The sequence below is a fragment of the Kribbella sp. NBC_00382 genome, assembly GCF_036067295.1.
In the GTDB taxonomy this organism is placed as follows: Bacteria; Actinomycetota; Actinomycetes; order Propionibacteriales; family Kribbellaceae; genus Kribbella.
This window is the reverse complement of sequence record NZ_CP107954.1, coordinates 2,145,357-2,165,940: the sequence shown is the minus strand read 5'-3', so window position 1 is coordinate 2,165,940 and position 20,584 is coordinate 2,145,357. Positions and strand designations below refer to the sequence as shown.

General features: G+C 67.5%; 23 protein-coding genes. 16 read left to right on the top strand and 7 right to left on the bottom strand.

Annotated features, from left to right (window positions below; translation table 11 throughout):
* Nucleotides 1-64 precede the first annotated feature (64 nt).
* The 3 genes from OHA70_RS10705 to OHA70_RS10695 all read left to right on the top strand — a co-directional run bounded on the left by OHA70_RS10705 (nt 65) and on the right by OHA70_RS10695 (nt 2,003).
* Nucleotides 65-295, top strand: a complete 231-nt coding sequence (locus OHA70_RS10705) for a hypothetical protein (RefSeq protein ID WP_164602023.1) — start codon at nt 65-67, stop codon at nt 293-295.
* Between the two features lie 178 nt (nt 296-473).
* The gene (locus tag OHA70_RS10700; RefSeq protein WP_328331174.1) at nt 474-839 is read left to right on the top strand and encodes a VOC family protein; all 366 of its coding nucleotides are present in this window, start codon (nt 474-476) and stop codon (nt 837-839) included.
* A 27-nt stretch (nt 840-866) separates the two neighbouring features.
* Nucleotides 867-2,003: an epoxide hydrolase family protein gene (locus tag OHA70_RS10695; RefSeq protein ID WP_328331172.1), complete on the top strand. Its 1,137-nt coding sequence runs from the start codon at nt 867-869 to the stop codon at nt 2,001-2,003.
* Here the strand turns inward: OHA70_RS10695 and OHA70_RS10690 are convergent.
* The gene (locus OHA70_RS10690; RefSeq protein ID WP_328335089.1) at nt 1,994-2,656 is read right to left on the bottom strand and encodes a M23 family metallopeptidase; all 663 of its coding nucleotides are present in this window, start codon (nt 2,654-2,656) and stop codon (nt 1,994-1,996) included. The genes OHA70_RS10695 and OHA70_RS10690 overlap by 10 nt on opposite strands.
* A gap of 235 nt (nt 2,657-2,891) precedes the next feature.
* Between OHA70_RS10690 and OHA70_RS10685 the strand changes: the two genes are divergently transcribed.
* Together OHA70_RS10685 and OHA70_RS10680 are read left to right on the top strand one after the other, a co-directional pair.
* The gene (locus OHA70_RS10685) at nt 2,892-4,667 is read left to right on the top strand and encodes a PHP domain-containing protein (RefSeq protein WP_328331170.1); all 1,776 of its coding nucleotides are present in this window, start codon (nt 2,892-2,894) and stop codon (nt 4,665-4,667) included.
* Nucleotides 4,664-5,212: a hypothetical protein gene (locus OHA70_RS10680; RefSeq protein ID WP_328331168.1), complete on the top strand. Its 549-nt coding sequence runs from the start codon at nt 4,664-4,666 to the stop codon at nt 5,210-5,212. Before OHA70_RS10685 ends, OHA70_RS10680 begins: the two co-directional genes overlap by 4 nt.
* Here the strand turns inward: OHA70_RS10680 and OHA70_RS10675 are convergent.
* On the bottom strand, nt 5,209-7,461 hold the full coding sequence (locus OHA70_RS10675; protein WP_328331167.1) for a HelD family protein: 2,253 nt from the start codon (nt 7,459-7,461) through the stop codon (nt 5,209-5,211). The two genes, OHA70_RS10680 and OHA70_RS10675, sit on opposite strands and share 4 nt — an antisense overlap.
* A gap of 132 nt (nt 7,462-7,593) precedes the next feature.
* Between OHA70_RS10675 and OHA70_RS10670 the strand changes: the two genes are divergently transcribed.
* The 4 genes from OHA70_RS10670 to OHA70_RS10655 all read left to right on the top strand — a co-directional run bounded on the left by OHA70_RS10670 (nt 7,594) and on the right by OHA70_RS10655 (nt 11,173).
* A complete protein-coding gene (locus OHA70_RS10670; protein ID WP_328331166.1) occupies nt 7,594-8,934 on the top strand; it encodes a M4 family metallopeptidase in 1,341 nt (446 codons plus the stop codon).
* 255 nt (nt 8,935-9,189) lie between these two features.
* Complete coding sequence (locus OHA70_RS10665) at nt 9,190-9,723, top strand: NADPH-dependent FMN reductase (protein ID WP_328331164.1); 534 nt, start codon at nt 9,190-9,192, stop codon at nt 9,721-9,723.
* A gap of 69 nt (nt 9,724-9,792) precedes the next feature.
* Entirely contained in the window at nt 9,793-10,812 is a 1,020-nt protein-coding gene (locus OHA70_RS10660; RefSeq protein WP_328331162.1) for an LLM class flavin-dependent oxidoreductase, read from the top strand.
* Between the two features lie 40 nt (nt 10,813-10,852).
* A complete protein-coding gene (locus OHA70_RS10655; RefSeq protein ID WP_442913879.1) occupies nt 10,853-11,173 on the top strand; it encodes a DUF899 family protein in 321 nt (106 codons plus the stop codon).
* 16 nt (nt 11,174-11,189) lie between these two features.
* On the opposite strand, the gene OHA70_RS10650 is transcribed toward OHA70_RS10655, so the two are convergent.
* Complete coding sequence (locus OHA70_RS10650; RefSeq protein ID WP_328331160.1) at nt 11,190-11,687, bottom strand: Lrp/AsnC family transcriptional regulator; 498 nt, start codon at nt 11,685-11,687, stop codon at nt 11,190-11,192.
* Nucleotides 11,688-11,818: 131 nt separating this feature from the next.
* Here OHA70_RS10650 and OHA70_RS10645 point away from each other — a divergent pair, with 131 nt between their 5' ends.
* Complete coding sequence (locus OHA70_RS10645; protein ID WP_328331158.1) at nt 11,819-12,973, top strand: trans-sulfuration enzyme family protein; 1,155 nt, start codon at nt 11,819-11,821, stop codon at nt 12,971-12,973.
* Nucleotides 12,974-13,033: 60 nt separating this feature from the next.
* Here OHA70_RS10645 and OHA70_RS10640 read toward each other — a convergent pair whose 3' ends face one another.
* On the bottom strand, nt 13,034-13,669 hold the full coding sequence (locus tag OHA70_RS10640; protein WP_442913904.1) for a ClpP family protease: 636 nt from the start codon (nt 13,667-13,669) through the stop codon (nt 13,034-13,036).
* A gap of 70 nt (nt 13,670-13,739) precedes the next feature.
* Here OHA70_RS10640 and OHA70_RS10635 point away from each other — a divergent pair, with 70 nt between their 5' ends.
* Genes OHA70_RS10635 through OHA70_RS10625 form a run of 3 tightly spaced genes read left to right on the top strand, consistent with a single transcriptional unit; the run spans nt 13,740 to nt 15,480 of the window.
* Nucleotides 13,740-14,099, top strand: a complete 360-nt coding sequence (locus tag OHA70_RS10635) for a helix-turn-helix domain-containing protein (protein WP_328331154.1) — start codon at nt 13,740-13,742, stop codon at nt 14,097-14,099.
* Nucleotides 14,100-14,104: 5 nt separating this feature from the next.
* The gene (locus OHA70_RS10630; RefSeq protein ID WP_328331152.1) at nt 14,105-15,088 is read left to right on the top strand and encodes a pyridoxal-phosphate dependent enzyme; all 984 of its coding nucleotides are present in this window, start codon (nt 14,105-14,107) and stop codon (nt 15,086-15,088) included.
* Nucleotides 15,085-15,480, top strand: coding sequence for a GNAT family N-acetyltransferase (locus OHA70_RS10625; protein ID WP_328331150.1), 396 nt, complete (start codon nt 15,085-15,087; stop codon nt 15,478-15,480). The genes OHA70_RS10630 and OHA70_RS10625 overlap by 4 nt, the downstream gene beginning before the upstream one ends.
* Here OHA70_RS10625 and OHA70_RS10620 read toward each other — a convergent pair.
* Nucleotides 15,467-16,348, bottom strand: coding sequence for a hypothetical protein (locus OHA70_RS10620; protein ID WP_328331148.1), 882 nt, complete (start codon nt 16,346-16,348; stop codon nt 15,467-15,469). The genes OHA70_RS10625 and OHA70_RS10620 overlap by 14 nt on opposite strands.
* A 70-nt stretch (nt 16,349-16,418) precedes the next feature.
* Between OHA70_RS10620 and OHA70_RS10615 the strand changes: the two genes are divergently transcribed.
* Nucleotides 16,419-16,991: a DUF4865 family protein gene (locus OHA70_RS10615; protein WP_328331146.1), complete on the top strand. Its 573-nt coding sequence runs from the start codon at nt 16,419-16,421 to the stop codon at nt 16,989-16,991.
* Nucleotides 16,992-17,070: 79 nt separating this feature from the next.
* Nucleotides 17,071-18,354 (top strand): MFS transporter, encoded by a 1,284-nt coding sequence (locus tag OHA70_RS10610; protein WP_328331144.1) that lies wholly within the window; start codon nt 17,071-17,073, stop codon nt 18,352-18,354.
* A gap of 63 nt (nt 18,355-18,417) precedes the next feature.
* Here the strand turns inward: OHA70_RS10610 and OHA70_RS10605 are convergent, their stop codons facing one another.
* Entirely contained in the window at nt 18,418-19,263 is an 846-nt protein-coding gene (locus OHA70_RS10605; protein ID WP_328331142.1) for a hypothetical protein, read from the bottom strand.
* Between the two features lie 172 nt (nt 19,264-19,435).
* Between OHA70_RS10605 and OHA70_RS10600 the strand changes: the two genes are divergently transcribed.
* The gene (locus tag OHA70_RS10600) at nt 19,436-19,843 is read left to right on the top strand and encodes a DUF3224 domain-containing protein (RefSeq protein WP_328331140.1); all 408 of its coding nucleotides are present in this window, start codon (nt 19,436-19,438) and stop codon (nt 19,841-19,843) included.
* Between the two features lie 16 nt (nt 19,844-19,859).
* Here the strand turns inward: OHA70_RS10600 and OHA70_RS10595 are convergent, their stop codons facing one another.
* A complete protein-coding gene (locus OHA70_RS10595) occupies nt 19,860-20,561 on the bottom strand; it encodes a TetR/AcrR family transcriptional regulator (RefSeq protein WP_328331138.1) in 702 nt (233 codons plus the stop codon).
* Nucleotides 20,562-20,584: the final 23 nt, after the last annotated feature.

Genomic DNA, 20,584 nt, shown 5'->3' with positions numbered 1-20,584 from the left:
GCGCACCGGCACCGCGCTCGCTCCGCGACTAAGGCCGACCACCCTGGAACTGCATGGAGGACAAGTGACAACCGCCACCGCCACCCAGACGTCTGAGCGCCGACGTGTACGCGTCTGGTTCGGTGAGCACGTGATCGCCGACTACAACGCCGAGCCGGCGTTGGCCGAGCGGTACGCACACGCCATGAGCCGTCGGTTCGCCGGACTCCGGGTCACCAACGACCCGATGCCCGTCGTCGACCGGCTCCCCGACCCCCTGCCCGGCGAGCGCATGTGGGATGTAGCCCCCCGTTAGCCCCTCGAACAATGCGCCTGGAAAAGTAAAAACGAAAACACTTCATCGTCCGCACCGAACCTCACCGGTGCGGATGTTTTCTGTCTCCGCATTCAGTTCTGCCGGTATGTCGAGTTCAGGCCCGCGTTTCCGACGTACCGGTCGTGAGCCGATCGCCGGCTCGGAACAGGAGACAGCCATGGACCGCCCAGTGCTGAACAGCATGTTGCTCGGCAGTACGAACCCCGACCGTCTCAAGGCGTGGTACCGCGACGGCTTCCAGGCCGAGACGAACCACTACGGCACCCTCGACCTCGGTGGCTTCGGCCTGATCGTCGAACACCGCGACGACGTCGACGCCAAGGCCCCCGAACCCGGCCGGTTCATCATCAACTTCGCCGTCGAGGACATCGAACAAACCGCCGCCCACCTCCGCACCCTCGACGTCAACTGGCTGGTCGAACCCGAGGACCGCGGCCCCGGCTACTTCGCCACCCTGATCGACCCGGACGGCAACTACGTCCAAATCATCCAGATGAAGCCCGAGTACTACGCCAACCTCTGACCTGCCGCCGTCCGTAGGCTGCTCGGCATGGACCAGGCCGAGTCCTTTCGGATCGAGATCCCGCAGGACGCGATCGACGACCTCCGTCGCCGGCTGCGCGCTACCCGCTGGCCGCGGTCGCTGTCGAGCGACTGGGCTCGCGGAGTACCGGTGGAGTACTTGCGTGGGGTGGTCGAGCGGTGGATCGAGTTCGACTGGCGGGCTTGGGAGGCGCGGCTCAACGCAGTACCGCAGTACAGGACTCGGATTGACGGGCAGACCGTGCACTTCCTGCATGCGCGGTCGTCCGAGCCCGGAGCGATCCCGCTGCTGTTGACGCATGGGTGGCCGGGGTCGGTGGCTGAGTTCCTTGAGGTGCTTGGGCCGCTGACCTCGCCGGGTGCGCATGGCGGTGACGCTGCGGATGCGTTCCATGTGGTCGCGCCGTCGGTGCCGGGGCATGGGTTCTCGGTGCCGCTCGAAGGGACCGGCTGGGATCACGTACGGATCGCTCGCGCGTGGATCTCGTTGATGGCCGGCCTCGGCTACGACCGGTACGGCGCGCAGGGCGGCGATACCGGATCGGTCGTGTCACCCCTCGTCGGGCGTTTGGCGCCGGAGCGCGTCATCGGCGTACACATCAATGGCGGGCTCGCGTTCCCAGCGGCCGAGGCGGGGGACTTCGACGAGCTCGACGCGACGGATCAGGCCAAGCTCGCGACGGCCGAGCACATCCGCGCGACCGGCACCGGGTACGCCGAACTGCAGTCGACCAAACCGCAGACCGTCTCGTACGCCCTCAGCGACTCACCCGTCGGGCAGCTCGCCTGGATCCTCGAGAAGTTCCACGACTGGACCGACCCGTCGCGCGCGCTCCCCGAGGACGCCGTCACCCTCGACCACCTGCTGGCCAACGTCTCCATCTACTGGTTCACCAACACCAGCGCAACCTCCGCCAACCTGTACTACGAGAGCCGGGCAGCCAGGCGTCTTGCCCGCAGCGAGGTTCCAACCGGAGTCGCCGTCTTCCCCACCGACCCCGCGATGCGCCACATCCTCGAACGCGAGCACAACATCACGCACTGGACCGAGTACTCGAGAGGCGGCCACTTCGCCGCCCTGGAAGCCCCCGACCTCCTGGTCGACGACATCCGAGCCTTCTTCCGACCCCTACGTCAGCAGTAGGACCGGCACCCGCGGTCCACCCCGTACGCCCGCCGCGTCTTCCCTACCAACGCCACCGGCGACAGTTGCCGCCCCTCATGCCACGCATTGAGGAACGTCTGCGGCGCCACAGCCCCTCGCCGAATCCACCAGTGCCCGGCCGGCGTTGGCCAGCTGATCCCGAAATGCAGATGCGGCGGCGTCACCTGAGCACTCCCGGTCTTCCCGGTCAGCGCCAGGGTCTGCCCGGCCTTCACGACCAGCCCGGGTTTGATGCCGGCTCCAATGGCCGACAGATGCGACCCGTAGTACCGAACCCCGTCGACCCCAACGACAGAGATCGACAACCCACCACGATCACGCCCGACGTTGGTCTTCTTGTTCCAGGTATCCACCCGAGTCACCTCATCAACCCGCCCATCCACAGGCGAAACGAACCGGCACCCCTTATCCGCAAAGATGTCCGACGCCGGATAATCATGATGACTCTGCGAAGCATCCCCCCGACAACCACCGATAGGAAAGACGTACCTGGTGGTCGGGACCGTCTTACGTTCGGTGCTCCTGGCAACAGTCGGTACGGACCTCGGTGGGGCGGTCTGAGCGGTGGTGGGCGTCGGCGTGACCGGCTCGCGCGACTCCGAGTGATCGAAGGCGCCGGTTGCGGTGAGCACGATCAGTCCGCCGCCGGCGACCACCAAGGCAGCAGACAACAAGAGCACCCACACCGAGCGTTTCACTGGGCCTCACCGTAACAGCCGGCACGGGCACAGCCGCAAATGCGACATCGTCGCAAAGCAAGGGGTTTCGGGGCAAGTACCGGCGGCAGGGGTTCATGTGGACAACATCTGGATGTCATGAAGGACGGCGATGATCCGGCCGGATTCCGTCATCCGAGAGGACGCACGAATGGGACACTCCCACGACCACACCGGCCACGGTCATGGTCACGATCACAGCCATGAGCACGGGCACGGTCATGGGCATGGTCATGATCACGACCATCACCACCCGAACACCGAGCTGGACGCCGCCACCAGCGCGGCGCTGGACGAGTCGATTCCGGACACCGACCTGTCGCCGACCGAGTTGTCGCGTCGTGGGTTGCTCCGCTCGGCCGGGATCCTCGGGGGCGCCGCCGCGCTGGCCGTCTCGGGTGCCGAGTTCGCCGCCGCGACCTCGCCGACCTCGCACGTGTTCACCTCCGGTGGCCGGCCGAACGTCTGGCTGGCCGGCGACCACCACATCCACACCCAGCTGAGCTCGGATGGCATGTACCGGGTGATCGACCAGGCGCACCACGCGGCCGCGAACGGCCTTGACTGGCTGGTCATCACCGACCACGGTGGAGCGACCCACGCCCGGATCGGCGTCGACCTGGTCAACCCGCAGATCAAGGCGGCCCGGGCCGAGCTGAAGAACACGCTGATCTTCCAGGGGCTGGAGTGGAACATCCCGGCCGCCGAGCACGGCACCGTCTTCGTCGCTCCGGGTAGCCGTGAGGTCGAGGTACTGAAGCAGTTCGAGAACAGCTACGACGGCAGCGTGAAGAACGCGGGCGCCAACACACCGGCCAACGAGCAGCTCGCCCTCGACGGCATCCACTGGCTCGGCCAGCAGGTCGACCAGCGCCGGGTCGCCGACGCGTTGTTCCTGGCGAACCACCCCGCCCGCAACGGCATCGACAGCCCGCACGAGATCCGCAACTGGCGCGACGCCGACCCGCGGATCGCCGTCGGTTTCGAAGGCGCGCCCGGTCACCAGGCCGGCGGTCTGCCCGTCGGGGTCGGCGTAGGTGGCGCCCGTGGCCTCTACGGCAACGCCCCGAGCGCGAACTCCTTCCCGGGCTTCCCGCCGGAGTCATACCGGACCTGGGGTGGCTTCGACTGGATGACCGCCACGGTCGGCGGCCTCTGGGACAGCCTGCTCGCCGAGGGCAAGCCGTGGTGGATCAGCGCCAACTCCGACTCGCACGTGAACTGGAACGAGACCTCCCGTCGCCCCGACGGCTCGGACCAGGCGCAGTTCGACCGCGACGGCCGCTACATGGACCCGGTCTACAGTGGCACGGTCAACCGCACCGCTGCCGACTTCTTCCCGGGCTACTACAGCCGTACGCACGTCGGCGCCGACAACCGCGACTACCGCGCGGTGATGGAGGGCCTGCGCAACGGCCGGGTCTGGGTCGACCACGGCGCGCTGGTCAAGGCGATCGACATGGAGGTCCGCGAGACCGGCAAGACGCACGGCGAGCCGCTCGGTGGCGCGCTGCACGTCCGCCCGGGCCGCGCGGTCGAACTCGTCATCCGGATCACCGCGCAGAACGTGCCGAACTGGGCCAACTTCGTGCCGTCGCTCAACCGCGTCGACGCGATCGTGGGTGCGGTGAAGGGCGCGGTCAGCGACAAGGACACCTTCACGGCGCCGGACACCAAGGTCGTCAAGCAGTGGGACACCTCGGGCAAGCGCGGCACCTTCGAGCTCGTCCTGCCGCTCGGCAAGGCGGACCCGGAGAACCCGTTCTACGTGCGCGTCCGCGGTACGGACGGCAACCGCAGCCAGGCCGGCTTCCTCGGCGCCGCGATCGACCCGAAGGGTCCGCAGCTCGACGTGGTCGGCGACGCTGACCCGTGGGCGGACCTGTGGTTCTACACGAACCCGATCTGGGTGCTTCCGACAAAGTGATCATCGCCGTCGATGCGGACTCCGCAGACACCGTGGAGGCCGAACACGTCCTCCACCGCCTGCTGGAGTCCGCGACAGGCTCAGTGGTCGCCTGCACCCACGTGGTGCCAGGCGGCCACTTGGCTGTCTCCATCAGCACGTCTGGCTTTGATCAAGCGGCCCTGACCCAGGACGTAGGCTCAGCCGTCATCCACGCGGGTGCAGCCGAGCCGGAGGTCGCAGGCCCGAGCCAACTAGTCCGCGGCGCCTACGTGGCCGCAGTGGAAACAGCACTCGGTACTGCGGGACGCCTGGTCAGGTTCCCCGGCCAGGAGAACGCCCACGGCACCCTGACCGCAGCAGAGCTCGTAGCGATGTGCGGTATCGACCAGGTGGAAGCCATCGGCGGCCTACCCGTCGAGGACACGACTCTGGTCGACACCCGCGACTTCATCCGCCCCATCCGCCGCAAAGGCCAGGTAGTCCTCCTGGTCCAGCCGGCTGTCGGCGGAGTACTCATCCCCTTCGAGGTGGAGCACCAAATCAAGTGCTGCGCCAACCACTAGGCCCGTTCGCCCCACGCGTCTGAGTCCTGCAGTACTTCGGGCAGTGCGCCGATGACGCCCAGGCGTTGAGTACAGCGGGTCAAGGCGACGTACAGGTCGCGGAGGCCTCGGGGCGACTCGATCAGGATGCCGTCGGGGTCGACGACCAGTACCGAGTCGAACTCGAGACCCTTCGCACCGGCCACAGTGAGCACGGTGATGCCGGCTACGTCGCCCACTGCCTCCTGCACCAGCTCGAGCCGGTGCCGCGAGGTGATGACACCGACCTGCCCGTACTGCACCTCCTCGGCAGCCACCTTGCTCACATACGCCGCCTGCTCAGCCGCCGGTACGTCGAGATGCCACGGCCTGACACCAGTCGCCCGCACCGACTGCGGTGCCTTCGCAGTGGGGTCGACCTCACGTAGTACATCCGCGGCGAGCTCCATGACCTCAGCCGGCGTCCGGTAGTTCATCGTCAGCTCCGCCAGCCGCCAGCGATCCCCGAACGACGGCGCCAGCGCCTGCCGCCAACTCGTCCCGCCCCCGGCAGCACCCGTCTGGGCGACATCGCCGACCAGCGTCATCGACCGCAACGGGCAGCGCCGCGCGATCGCCCGCCACGCCATCGGCGACAACTCCTGCGCCTCGTCCACGATCACATGCCCGTACGTCCAGCGCCGGTCGACCGAGGCGCGCTCGGCCAGCGTGCGATCGTCATCGGCCTCATACCGCTCGGCCAGCATCTCGGCATCGAGGATGTCCTTCGCCGACAGGACTTCCGCCTCGTCGTCCTCGTCGAAGTCGGTCGACCCCGAGCCGGACAGCACATCCAGAGAGCCTTGTGCATAAGCGATCGCACGTGCTCGCTCGGCCCGTTCGCGTTTGAGGTCACGGCCGTCGTCGCCGAGGAGTTCGGCAGCTTCGTCGAGCAGCGGCACATCGGCCGGGCTCCAGTCAGCGCCGTACCTGAGCAAGTGCTCGCGGTCGAGGTCGGACAGTTGGGGCGCGGCGGACTTGAGGCGCTGCTCATCGGCGTACAGGTCGATCAGGAGTTGTTGCGGGCTGAGCACCGGCCAGAGCTGTTGGAGCAATGCCTGTACTCCGGGGTCCGCGACGACCTCGTTGCGCAACTCCTCCAGGTCGTAGTCGTCGAGCAGGTTCTCTCCGCCGAGCGGGTCCTCGCCAATGATGTCGGCGTACTGGCTGACCAGGTGCTCGATGACCGTCGTCTTGAAGAACGGCTGCGCCTGGTTGTGCGTCAACTGCCGGGCGCGGGCGGCGCTGCGGAGTTCCTCGACGACGGCCGGTTCCAGCCGCAGTACGGTCCGGTCGACCGTCAGCTCGACGGGCTTGGCCGGCACCCATTGGCGGTCGGCGACCGCGGTCTCGATCACCTCGGCCATCACGGCGCGGCCCTTCACCTCGGCCACCTCGGCGGGTTCGGGGCGGGTCGCGGTCAGGCCGGGGTACAGCTCGGCGACGGTGACGAGCCGGACGCCGTCCTCGCCGAGCGACGGCAGCACCTGGCCGATGAACTTCAGGAAGGTGGAATTGGGGCCGACTACCAGAATGCCGCGCTTTTCCAGTTGATTGCGGTGTGTATACAAAAGGAAAGCGGCCCGGTGCAGCGCGATTGCGGTCTTGCCGGTCCCCGGCCCGCCCTGCACGACCAGCACCCCGGCCAGGTCGGAGCGGATGATCCGGTCCTGGTCGGCCTGGATCGTCCGGACGATCGACTCCATCGTGCCGGTACGCCGCGCCTCCAGCGCGCTCAGGAGGACCGCCTCGCCGACCACGCCGGTGCCAGGCTGGGACGCGCCGTCCGCGGTCCGGTCCAGGTCGAGCTGCTCGTCCTGGACATCGACCACCTGGCGCAGCCGGGTCTGGATGTGCCGGCGCCGGACGATGCCCTCGTTGACCACCGCGGTGGCGATGTAGAACGGGCGTGCGGCGGGGGCGCGCCAGTCGACCAGCAGCGGTTCGTAGTCGTCGTCGTGCAACCCGATCCGGCCGATGTGCAGGACGCCGCCGTCCTCGTCGTCGAGCCGGCCGAACGCGAGACCTTCCTCGGCCGCGTTCAACCGCGACAGCCTGGCGTTCAGGTCACGGACCCGGCCGTCGCGCTGGTGGAGGGCCTGCGCGTTCCGCGTACCGGCGATCTGCTCCTCCTGCCGGCGACCCTCCGTACGCTCCCGCTCACGGTCGAGGGTCGTGTAGAAAGCCGTCAGGTGAACCTGTTCAGCCTCGACCGGATTCAGCAATTCCAACCCCTCGTGATAAAATGCAGCTCGTTGGTTCCCGGTGCCGATTTCGGCAATTCTCTGGTCGCAGCCACAAATCCTTGAGTTTATCGCATTTCGCCCTTTGCGCTACCCGGTGGAGAGGGCACGATCAGCAGCATGACGGTCCATCACATCGTCCCGCCGTACCTGCTCGAACACCTCGAGCGCACCGCGGACGACCCCAACCTGCGCGCTCGCTACCGCCTGTCGCTGCAGCACGACGCCGTACTCCGGAGCCGCCCGGCCGCACTCGGGCAGGGCTCGGTCCAGCTGGAAGGCACTGTCCAGCCTGACGGTGATGGCGCGAACGCGCGACGGGTCGTCCACGATGCGGAGAACGGCACCTCGCTGCCGGGCCCGGTGGTTCGGCGCGAGGGCGAGGCGCCGGTGGCCGACGAGACCGTCAACCAGGCGTATGACGGCACCGGGGCGACCTGGACGATGTTCAAGGAATGCTTCGGGCGGGACTCGGTCGACGGCGCCGGACTGCCGCTGAACTCGACGGTGCACTACGACCATGGGTACGCGAACGCCTTCTGGGACGGCACGCAGATGGTCTTCGGCGATGGCGACGGGGAGATCTTCGGCGACTTCACCCGCTCGATTGACGTCACCGGGCATGAGCTGACGCATGGCGTTACGCAGTACACGGCGGGGCTGGTCTACGAAGGTCAGTCGGGCGCGCTCAACGAGAGCCTGTCCGATGTCTTCGGCTCGCTCGCCAAACAGCACCACCTGGGGCAATCGGCTGCGGATGCCGATTGGCTGATCGGTGCCGAGCTCTTCCGCCCTGGCGTCTCAGGAGTCGCCCTCCGCTCGATGAAGGCCCCCGGTACGGCGTACGACGACCCCCGCCTCGGCCGCGATCCGCAACCGGCCCACATGTCGGGTTTTGTCGAGACCACCGAGGACAACGGCGGCGTCCACCTCAACTCCGGCATCCCCAACCACGCGTTCTACCTACTGGCCACCGCCCTGGGCGGCAACGCCTACGACAAGCCCGGCCAGATCTGGTACACCACCCTCACCTCAGGCAACCTCACCCCCACCACCACGTTCACCGCCTTCGCAGAAGCAACTCACAGAACGGCCAGCAACATGTACGGCCCCACCTCCCCAGAAGCCACCGCAGTAGCAACCGCCTGGCAATCAGTAGGCGTCGACCTCCCCACCGCCGAACACCCCGAACCGGCGCCCACCGAGCCCCAATCCCCCGAATCAGTAGAACTAATGCGAGCCGCCAACACCTCCCTCCCCCTAAACACCCCACCAGCCGCACCCCCCGCCCCCACCCCAGACGCGGCTCCCCCCGCCCCGGAGGCACCCACCCCGGACGCGCCCGCCTCGGACACCCCCACCCCGGACGCACCCGCTGCGGATGCCGCACCCCAGCCCCCCGCTCCGGACGCCGCGACCCCAACACCCCAGCCCGACGAGCCCGAGCCCAACCAGCCCTAGCTCGACGAGCCCAGCCCAGCCATCCCCAGCCCACAGGCCCTAGCCCGGGCGAGCCCCGCCGACGGACCGCCGCCCCGGCCCCCGGACACCGCCGCCCCGCCCCAGCCAACGAGCCCCAGCACCCAGCCAACCCCACCTGAGCGGCCCACGGAACAACAACTCGGCCGGTGCCGACCCGACCACTGCGGAGTGGTCGGCCGCGGAAGCAAGCTGGCATTTGACCTCAAGTGTTGTTGAGGTTCTACCGTCGGAGGAGTGACTGTGCACCCTCTCCGCCTCGCCTTGCTGGTCCGGAACTCCGAGCCGGGCAAGTTCGGCACCGTGCTGGCCGACTGGTTCGCGCGGGAGGTCGACAGCAGAGACGACTTCAAACTCGACCTCATCGACCTCAGCCGCACATCGACCGCCGACCTGCCCGCAAGGATCGGCGAGGCCGACGCGATCGTGATCGTCTCCCCGGAGTACAACCACGGCTACCCAGGCGATCTCAAAACCGCGATCGACGCCGTACGCCGCCCCTGGTACGCGAAACCAGTCGCCTTCCTCGTCTACGGCGGCCGCTCCGGCGGACTCCGCGCAGCCGAGCAACTCCGCCAGGTCTTCGGCGAACTCCACGCCGTCACCATCCGCGAAACCCTCAGCTTCCACCAGCCAACCGACCCCTTCACCCCCGACGGCACCCCACTAGACCCCACCACCCCCGCAGCAGCCGCCACCCTCCTCACCCAACTCGCCTGGTGGTCCCGCCCCCTCCGCGAAGCCCGCACCACCACGCCGTACCCCGCCTAGTACGCCCGACCCGCGCCAACCCGTCGTACCGGCGGAATAGTTGGCCACAGCCGGTGGTTGGCGTTGTACGTGACTGCTGAGCCGATGCCCCTGTCCGTGCTCGACCTCTCCCCGGTACCGACCGGCACCCGCCCGTCCGAGGCGCTGCACGAGACCCTCGAGCTGGCTAAGAGCGCGGAGGCAGCCGGCTACCACCGGTACTGGCTGGCCGAGCACCACAACATCCCCAGCGTCGTGAGCACCAGCCCCGAGGTGATGATCGCCGCCGTCGCCGCCGCGACCTCCTCCATCCGGGTCGGCTCCGGCGGCATCATGCTGCCGAACCACTCACCCCTGAAGGTCGCCGAGAGCTTCCGCGTACTCGGCGGGCTCTACCCCGGCCGCATCGACCTCGGCCTCGGCCGCGCCCCCGGTACCGACCAGCGCACCGCACTGGCCCTCCGCCGCAGCCGCGAGGCCCTCACCGCCGACGACTTCCTCGACCAGTACACCGAGCTTCGCGCGTACGCCGAAGGCTTCCCCGCCGGTCACCCGTTCGCCCCGATCTCCGCCCAGCCGGACGACGTCCCCCTGCCGCCCGTGTGGGTACTCGGCTCGAGCGCGTACGGCGGTCAGGCAGCCGCTGCCCTCGGTACCGGCTTCGCGTACGCCGGCCACTTCGGCAACCTAGACCCAGCCGGCGTCATCGGCTCATACCGCGAACTCTTCCAACCCAGCCCCGAGCAGTCGGAGCCCCACGCGATCCTGGCCCTAGCCGCGATCGTCGCCGAAACCGAAGAGCGCGCCCAGCAACTAAGCCTGGCCAACCAGCTCTCCATGCTCCGCCTCCGCTCAGGCCGCCCCAGCCCGCTCCCGTCACCCGAGGAAGCCGCCGCCTACCCCTGGTCCGAAGGCGAACGAGCAGCCGTCGAGGAGTGGGCCAACCTAGTCTCGGTAGGCACCCCCGACCAGGTAGCCGCAGACCTGACCCGCCGCGCCACCTCAGCCGGCGCCGACGAGCTGATCATCACCACCAACATCCACAACCCAGCCGAACGCCGCCACTCCTACGACCTCCTGGCCACAGCCTGGGGCCTCAAGCCCCGCTGAACCGTGTCGAGTACGCCGGCGAGGCTCCGACGTACCAGGTATGACGAACCTGCCCACAGCAGTCGACCGGGAGACCTTCGATGCTGAGCTGGCGAGCATTCGAGCCTCTATGCACCTCATCTGCTACGTCCGCGATGGCGACCGTGTCTTCGAGACCTACTGGACGACTCTCCGCGGCGTGGAGGCGATGGACTACAGCTACGCCTTGATGGATCTCACCGTCTACGGGCGCCGGGAGCAATGGGAGGACTCACCGGCCGGCTGGCCCAAGGAGTGGCAGCCCGGCAAGCCCAAGATCCTCAACGGCCGGCCGATAGCCCAGTGGTCCCGCATCGAGGCCGGCCGCTCCGACGCACTCTGAGTTATCCACAGGCTGTTCAGCTGGGGGTGCCTCGGACGTGTTCGAAGATGAGGCTGGTTTCGGCGTGGATGACCGCAGGATCTGCGGTCAGGTGGTCCAGGACGAAATCGCGGAGCGCGTCCGGGTTCTCGGCTGACACATGCAGCAGGTAGTCGTTGGCGCCGCTGACATGGAAGAGAGCCAGTACGCCGGGAAGCCGCGGCGCGGCGGCGCGGAAGCGGTCGATGTCGTCGCGCGAGTGAGCGCCGATCCGGATCGCCACCAGCGCCTGGAGCGGGCGCCCGAGCGCCGCCAGGTCCACATCCGCGTGGAAACCGCGGATCACGCCGCGCTCACGTAACGAGCGGACCCGGCTCAGGCAGGTCGACGGCGCGATCCCGGTCGCCTCGGCGAGCGCGTTGTTCGGCATCCGGCCGTTGGCCGTCAACAGCCGGACCAGCTCCTGGTCGACCTCGTCGAGCGCAGCCGGAAGCGGCCGCGGGGCCGGTCCAGGCGTCCGACGATTCTTCGGCATGCCCCCACTGTAAGTCCCATCCACAGAATCCACAGCGTGTGGACAACTCTGTGGACGAATTTTATTCGGAACTCTTGCGGTGAATCTGCAGAAGATTCCATCCTCGGGCGCATCCCCCCGAGGAGGCGACCATGACCCAGCTGGACACCCGCTCCGTACACGCCGGCCGCGACGATCTCGCAGCGCTTGGCGTGCACGTCCCCCCGATCGACCTCTCCACGACCTACCCGCTGCCCGGCGTGGCGAGCGGCGGAGCCTCGTACGACGCCCTGGCGCTCGGCAACGGCCCCGACGGCGGCAGCCTCGTCTACCAGCGGCTGTGGAACCCGAATGTCGCCCGCTTCGAACAGGCCCTCGCAGAACTCGAGTACTGCGAAGGCGCAGTCGCCTACGGCTCCGGCATGGCCGCCCTGTCCGCCGCACTGCTCGCCACCGTCGTCGCAGGCCGCCCGCACGTAGTCGCCGTCCGCCCGCTCTACGGCGGCTCGGACCACCTGTTGTCCACAGGCCTACTCGGTACGACGGTGAGCTGGGTAACCCCCACTGGAATCGCCGACGCCATCCGCCCCGACACCGGACTCGTCCTGGTGGAAACCCCGGCCAACCCGACGGTGGAGCTGGTGGACATCGCAGCAGCTGTCCACCAGGCCAACGGCGTACCGGTGCTTGTGGACAACACCTTCGCGACGCCTGTGCTCCAGCAACCCGCACAGCACGGCGCGACTCTGGTGCTGCATTCGGCAACGAAGTACCTGGGCGGTCATGGGGACGTCATGGGTGGAGTAGTCGCGGCGGACGCCGAATGGACCGCCAGGCTCCGGCAGGTCCGTGCACTCACCGGAGGCCTGCTTCACCCGCTGGCGGCGTACGAGCTGCACAGGGGACTGCAGACGCTGCCGGTACGGGTCCGGGCGCAGCAGGCGTCGGCGGAGAAGGTCGCTGACTGGCTGAGCACCCACCCGGCTGTGGATAACGTCTACTACCCGGGCCTGCCCGAGTGCGACCCGCTAGGCCTGGTCGGCCGCCAACAAGCTGGCCCTGGCGCCGTACTGGCCTTCACCACCGCAGGCGGCTACGACGCTGCCGCCCGGGTAGCAGCATCCCTCCGCCTAGTAACCCACGCCGTCTCCCTCGGCGGAGTAGACACCCTCATCCAACACCCAGCAGGCCTAACCCACCGCCTGGTAGACGAGGCAGCCAAGCCTCACGACAACCTCCTCCGCCTAAGCATCGGCCTCGAGTCCCCCGAGGACCTCACCGCCGATCTGGCCCAAGCCCTGGGCTGACCCAGCTCATCCGTGCCGGACACTGCGGTGCTCACCTAGGCCGTGTGGCCTCGCCCGGGCCTAGGTGAGCGCAGGCGCCGGTTGCTGGAGGACCTTGTCGATGATTCCGTAGTCGAGGGCCTGCTCGGGGGTGAACCAGCGGTCGCGGTCGGAGTCCTCCTCGATCCGTTCGACCGGCTGCCCGGTCCGCACACTCAGCAACCGAGCCAGGTCCTTCTTGGCCAGTACCGACTGCTCCGCCTGGATCTTGATGTCCGTCGCCGTCCCACCCATCCCACCGGTCGGCTGGTGCATCATGATCCGGGCGTGCGGAAGTGAATACCGCTTACCTTCCGCCCCACACGCCAGCAACACCTGACCCATCGAGGCAACCAGCCCCATCGCATACGTCGCGACATCGTTGCTGATGAAGTTCATCGTGTCGTAGATCGCCAGCCCGGCCGACACGGATCCGCCGGGGGAGTTGATGTACAGCGAGATGTCCGCCTTCGGGTCCTCGGCGTTCAGCAGGATCAGCTGGGCGCACAGGGCGTTCGCGTTCTCGTCCTTGATCTCGTCGCCGAGCACGACGATGCGCTGCCAGAGCAGGCGCTGATAGATGTGGTTGTCGAGGGCATTCGGTGCAGTGGTCTCGCTCATGCTGTCCAGCGTCGCCGCCGCGCGCGGCTGAGTCCCAGGAATCTGCCCATGGCAGATCTGCCCACCGCAGACCTGCCCGGGGTGGCACACTCGACCTAAGGACACCGGAGCAGGGGAGGACCCAGACGTGTTGCTACGCCAGGTGATCGGAAACGTCTTCCGCCGGCTGCGGCGCGAGCGGGGCATCACCCTGCGCGAGCTAGCCGAGCAGGCCCAGGTCTCCGTGCCGTACCTCTCCGAGATCGAGCGCGGCCGCAAGGAGCCCTCCTCGGAGATCCTCGCGGCGATCTGCCGGGCCTTGAACCTCGAGCTCGCCGACCTGCTGGCCGAGGTGCAGTTCGACCTCGCCACCGCGGTCCGCGCCACGCTGCCCGTACACCTCCAGACTTCCTCGATCCGCGTCACCGAGTCCGCCCCGCAACGCGTGGCCACCTCCTCGCCGAACGCCTACTCCACCTCAGCCCAAGCCTTCGCCCTGGTCGCCTAGTCAGAGTGCTTTGGCATAGCAACCCGTCCGCAAGGACATGGCGTACTACGGCTGCGCCCGCTGACGTACTCACCTTCCACCAGGGCCTCGACGGCTACCGCCCGACCCCGCTGACCCCAGTACCGGTCCTGGCGGCTGAGCTTGGCGTAGCGGAGGTCCTGGTCAAGGATGAGTCGCAGCGGCTCGGCCTGCCCGCTTTCAAGGCGCTCGGAGCCTGGTGGGCGATCCACCGTGCGCTGCAAGACCAGCCGGCGACCACAGAGCTCGTCACCGCGACCGACGGCAACCACGGTCGAGCAGTAGCCCGAATGGCCGCGATGCTCGGGCTCAAGGCACACGTGTTCATCCCTGCCGTGGTCAGCGAGCGCGCGATCGAGGCCATCCGCTCGGAAGGCGCCGTTGTCACCATCGTCGACGACTCGTACGACGCTGCGGTGGCTGCTGCCGCCGATATGGCGACAGGGGAGAGGCTGCTCATTCAGGACTCGGCATGGCCCGGGTATGAGGCCATCCCGCAGTACATCGTCGACGGGTACTCGACGCTGTTCCGTGAGATCGATGTCGAGCCAGACCTTGTCGTAGTACCGATGGGTGTCGGCTCTATTGCCCAGGCTGCTGTCACCCACTACCGCAGTGGCTCAGTGACTCCTGCCCTGCTCGGGGTAGAGCCGGCGAACGCGGCCTGCGTCACCAGCAGCTTGGAGGCCGATGACCTGGTTACTATCTCCACAGGTCAGACGGTGATGGCAGGCCTGAACTGCGGTACGCCCTCAAGCCTCGCCTGGCCGGTACTGCGGGCCGGGCTGGACGCAGCAGTCACAGTGGAGGAGCACGAGGCGATCCGCGCTGTCCAGGACCTCGGCAGAGCAGGGATCTCCTCTGGTGCCAGTGGAGCCGCCACGCTGGCCGGCCTCCGAGCAGCGCGCGAGCTGCTGCCGCTGACCGGGTCCAGCAGGGTCGTGTTGATCAGTACGGAGGCTGCCTCGTGATCGAGTACCGGACCCGCTTCCCAGTGGACGACGCCCAGCTGTCCATGCTGCATGCGCTCGCCTTCGAGTACCAGGTAGAGGTGCAGCCGTGGAGCGAGCGGCTCGAGCGGCATGCGCTCACCTGGATCGGCGCCTTTAGCAACGATCAGCTGGTCGGGTTCGTACAGGTCTGCTGGGACGGCGGCGCGCACGCGTTCGTACTCGACACCGCCGTCCACCCGTCGTACGGGCGTCAGGGCATCGGCAAGGAGCTGGTTCGCATCGCCGCCGACGAGTCGAAGGCAGCGGGTTGCGAGTGGCTGCATGTCGACTACGAGCCGCACCTCACGGACTTCTACGTCAAGGCTTGCGGCTTCTCGCCCACCGAAGCGGCTCTCCTCAAGCTTCGCTGAGTACTGCGGTCAGCCGCTCGGTCGAGACGCAGGAGATCAGGCAACGCTCCTTGGCGTCTCCGAGCAGTTCGGCGGTCCATCGCGTGAACCCGCCGTCGCCCAGCTCGGCATCACCCAGGCCGATGCCGAGCGCAGTACCGGCGTAGTAGCCGGATCCCTTCTGCCGCTCAGGATCCTCGGCGAACTCCACCTTCAGCGCAGGCAGCACAGTGTCGTCGATCCGCTCCCGTACTGCGGTCCGCTCGAACGTAGTGAACGTGAACTGCGCCTGATCACCCAGTACGTCGTGCCAGAAGCGCAAGTGGTCGACCAGTAGCTCCGCCTCGATCCGTGCCGACCCGGTGTCCCGCGCGCTAGACACCAGCGCGAACAGCTGGAAATGTGCGAACATCCCCGGCCCGTCGACCGCCTGCGCGCGAACCACCCGCTGACAGGTAGCCAGGTCCACGCGGTCCTGCCCGGCGCGTCGGCGTACCGAAGCCTCGATCGCCAACTCGTTGGTGGGATCACTCGCGACCTCGGTACTGCGCATTGTGCTGACCACCATGTTCTGGTGAATGGTCGCCACCGCGGAGCACGTCCCCAACGGCGTCAGCGGCGACAACTCCACCCCCGCGAACCGCTCCGGCAGCCGCTCCCACAACATCGCCTGCGTCTTCACCAGCGCCCGCGGATCAACCTCTGACGGCCGCACGAACCGGTCCTCCCGCCACCGCTGCACCAACCGCGCCGGCGTCACCGCCCCCGCCCGCTCCCGGCTCACCTCAAGCAACGCCGTCTGCAACTCCGACGGACTGAGCCCGGTCGTGAGCGCCTCCCGTGCCCCCGCAGGAACCTTGCGCCAGACACGCTCGCCTACGTCTCCCATCCCCAAAGCCTGCCGGATCTTGGCTGGGAACGCTTCTCAATTTCGCTCTGTACCAACTAGTATGTACGGCATGTACGCGATGCAGTACGAGCTGAATCTTCCGACGGACTACGACATGGGGATCATCCGGCGCCGGGTGGAGACATTCGGGGATCGGACGGATGACTTCGGCGGGCTGGGGATCAAGGCGTACCTGGTGCAGGACCAGGCGAACGGGGCGGTGGTCAATCAGTACGCGCCGTTCTATCTGTGGAACGACGCGGCGGGGATGAGCCGGTTCCTGTGGGGTGGTGGGTTCTTCAGTGGGATCTGTCAGTCGTTCGGGCGGCCGAGTGTGCGGCAGTGGACCGGGGCTGCGGTGATGGCCGGGGGTGATGTGGATCAGCCGGCGGTGAGTGCGACGAAGAACGTGTGGCAGTTGCCGGCTGAGGTCGACCCGACTGAGCCGGTCGCGGAGGCGAGGGCGGCGTTGGAGCGGATGGTGGAGATGCCGGGTGTCCACAGTTCGGCGATCGCGGTGGATCCGGGGCGGTGGGAGTTGGTGCACTTCACTTTGTGGAGTGGCGAACCGGGGACCGTGCCGGGGACGCGGTACCAGGTGCTGCACTTATCCACACCCGGAACAAAGCAGCTGTTCGGGTAGCGGGTTCGCGGATATCTTCTTTGGTATGAACTACTCAGCGCCGCACCTTTGACAACCTGACCGCCGCCAACCCAACGCTGTGCCGCGCAGTCTGTCGGCACGCATCGTCGCCTTCGAGGCGCTGCAGGACTTCATCCCGCTGTATCCGGTGTACCAGTTGCTGTTCACCGATCACGGGCTCTCGGCGACGGAGGTCTCGTCGCTGTTCATCATCTGGTCGACGACCGCTTTCCTGCTCGAGGTGCCTTCTGGGGCCTGGGCGGATGTCTTCTCCCGACGCAAACTGCTGGTGCTCGGCACGCTTGTCCGCGGCCTGGGCTTCGCCGGCTGGATCGTCGTTCCCTCGTACGCCGGGTTCGCGCTCGGCTTCGTCCTGTGGGGAATCAGCTCCGCGCTGATCTCTGGCACGTTCGAAGCCCTCGTGTACGACGAACTCGCCGCGCGGGGAGCCGCCGACCGGTACGCCGGCCTGATCGGTCGGGCGAAGTCGGCCGCGTTGGTACTGAACCTCGCGGCGACCGCGTTGGCAGCACCGCTGTTCAAGCTCGGCGGCTACCCGTTGCTGGGTGCCGTCAGCGTGCTCAGCTGCCTTGCCCAGGCAGCAGTAGCGCTGTCCCTACCTGAGGCGACCCCTGTCGCCACAGCCGACGAAACAAAGGAGATGGAGGCCGAGACTGACAGCCTGGCTGGAGAAGAGTTGCCCGGAGCGCACCTGGCCGGTGCGAGCCCCATGGGTGGGAGCTCGCCTGGCGACAGTGTCTTTGCACGGTACGTGGTGATGTTGCGGGCGGGGTTGTCGGAGGTGACAACCAGCCGCGTTGTCCGCAAGGCTGTCGTGCTCGTTGCCCTGCTCGGCGGTTTCCTGGCATTCGACGAGTACTTCCCCTTGCTGGCAAGGGGAATCGGCGCATCGACGGCCTTGGTGCCGTTGCTGATCGCCGGCACGGTTGCTGCTCAGGCGATCGGGGGCGCGCTCGCGGGTCCGGCGTACCGGATGCGTGGGTGGCTGCTCGGCGTCGGGCTGGCGTTGTCGGCCGGGATGCTGGCGTGGGGCGCGTTGAGCGGGACGGCCAGTGGGTTCGTGCCGATCGCGATCGGCTACGGCGTGATGCAGCTGGTCATCATCGTCGCCGAGGCGCGGCTGCAGGATGCCATCACGGGTCCGGCGCGCGCGACGGTGACGTCGGTGTCGGGTCTGTTCGCCGAGGTCTTCGCGGTCATGGTCTACGCCGGGTTCGCGCTGGGAGCGGTCAGGTTCGCGCTGCCTGTCTTGGTGGCCGGTCTGACGATCCCGTTGTTCGTGACTGCACTAATCACGCCGGCGGCGCTACCGCCGCCGGCTTCACAACACGAGGAGGGATGAGCAACTACTTGGCGCAGTACTTCGACTGAATCAGCAAAAAACCTTATAGAACTCCCAGTGGCTTCACAGTGTGAGCAGGGTGCCGAGGGATGAGGCGACCCGGTTGACGAACGCGGTGCGGTGGTCGTCCGTGGTCGACGCCAGGGAAAGGAAGGGGTTGAGGTCCTCGAGTTCGACGAGCAGCAGCTCGCCGGCGGGGTTCTCCGCGGCTGTCGCCAGCGCCGGCGTGGTGGTGCGGCAGGCGTCGACGCGCTGGATGCCGTGGTCGATCGTGTTCCAGTCGACGAAGCGCTGGGCGAAGGTCAGGTCGGCGTCGGTCGGCTGGTACGGCTCGAGTTCCCAGCGGTGGTTGGGATCTGGGGTGTAGAGCGCGTACTGGAACTCGCGATCGACGAAATAGAAGGACACCTCGTACTGGAAGTCGACCAAAGGCTGCGCGAGCAGTCCGTCGAGCGCAAGGGTGCTCAGCTCGTCGCGGGACACCTTGCGCAGTCCGATCGAGTCCGAGCCGAGCTTCGGCTTCACCAGATAGCCCGCCGACTCCGGCAACGTCGACGGGTCGCTGTCCGTCGTCGGAATCACCGGATAACCCGCGTCGCTCAACTCCACCAGATACTGCTTGCCGACCATGTCAGCCTTACCGCTGAGCTGGTTGAACACCCGCGTCCCCCGCGCGACCGCCTCAGCCCGAAACTCGTCGTACTCCGCCTGAAAGTGCAGCACCGCCCCGCTGTTCCGCACGATGACCGCATCGAACCGGTCCATCAGCCCGACCGCATCCAACGGATGACACAACGCCAGATCGAAGTGCTCTCGCAGCTCCCGGGTGAGATAAGCGTCCTCGTCCCCGTACCGCCGACCACGAGCCGGATACGTCAGATCACTGACATACAAAACCTTCGCACGCATCAAAACCTCCGAGCGGTGGGGGACCCCCCGATTATCAGCCCACCCGAAGGCCCCCCACACCGGCGCTCCGGCCGCTCGTCGGTTGCCCGCGGGGGTGGGCGACGGACGAGCTGTTGGTGGTTGTCGTGTTCTTACAAGCGATGGGTCAGGCGGCGGGGCTAGGGTCCATCGCATGTCTGAGAAATCGACGGCTGTGGCTGGGGTTCGGGAGACGGTGGCGGCGTTCAGCATTGAGCTGCAACCCGGGGATTCGTTGCTGGAGGCAACTGGGCGGTTTGATTTCACGAAGGTGTGGACTGGGGGGATGGATGGGACCAGCGCCGGGGTGATGTTGTCGGCGGGGGATCCGGGGGCGGGGAAGGCGGGGTATGTGGCGCTTGAGTTGTTTCAGGGGCGGATTGATGGGCTGAGCGGCAGTGTGGTGCTGCAGCAGTTTGGGTCTATGGATGGGGAGACGACCCTGTACTACGAGTTCGCGCCGGGCTCCGGATCCGGGGAACTGGCCGGGATCAGGGGCAGCGTCGAGATCGACACGTCTGGTGGGGGTCATGACGTGCGGGTGCGCTACCGGCTGGGCTGATCGGGGAACGTGCAGCTCAGAGGGCGTACCGGCTGGCTATTCCGTCGACGAGTAGCGCGATGCCAGTGGCGAAGCCGGTGTTGAAGTCGTAGGCCAATCCGTCCGCGCCGAGTTCGGTCACCACGCGGGTGAGGGTGGGGGCCTTGCCGGGTGGGAGGTTGCTGACTCGGGTTAGTAGGTCGGGGGCTAGGTCGAAGGTGTCGTTGCGGACGGCGGCTTCGCCGAGGCTGAAGCCGTGGATGAAGTCGATGATCGTGTTGACGGCCTCGACGATCTGGCGGGGTTCGGCGCCGGCTCGGTCCAGGGCTCGGTAGAACGGTTCGACGGTGACTACGACGACGTCCGAGACCGCTGACGTGTCCGAGAGGACCTGTAGGGCGAGATTCGGGTGGGCGCGTAGGGCGTCGCGGTAGGCGGCGGCAGCGGCTTTGAGTTCGTCTTGCCACGGGACGCTGTCGTCCGGCGGGGTGGACTCCAGTTGCGAGAAGACGAGTTCGGCCAGGCCGGCGAAGACGGCTGCCTTGTTCGGCAGGTGGTGGTAGATCGACATCGGGTTCACGCCGAGGGTCGAGGCGAGGCGGCGCATCGTCATCGCGTCCAGCCCCTCGGTGTCGACGATGCGCAGCGCGGCCTCAAGGATCGTGAGCCGGCTCAGCCGCTCCTCTCCCGCCCTTGGCCGTCCCGATCGGCCCGGAACCGGCTTGCCAGCTTTAACCATACGTCGTATGGTACGAAATCATA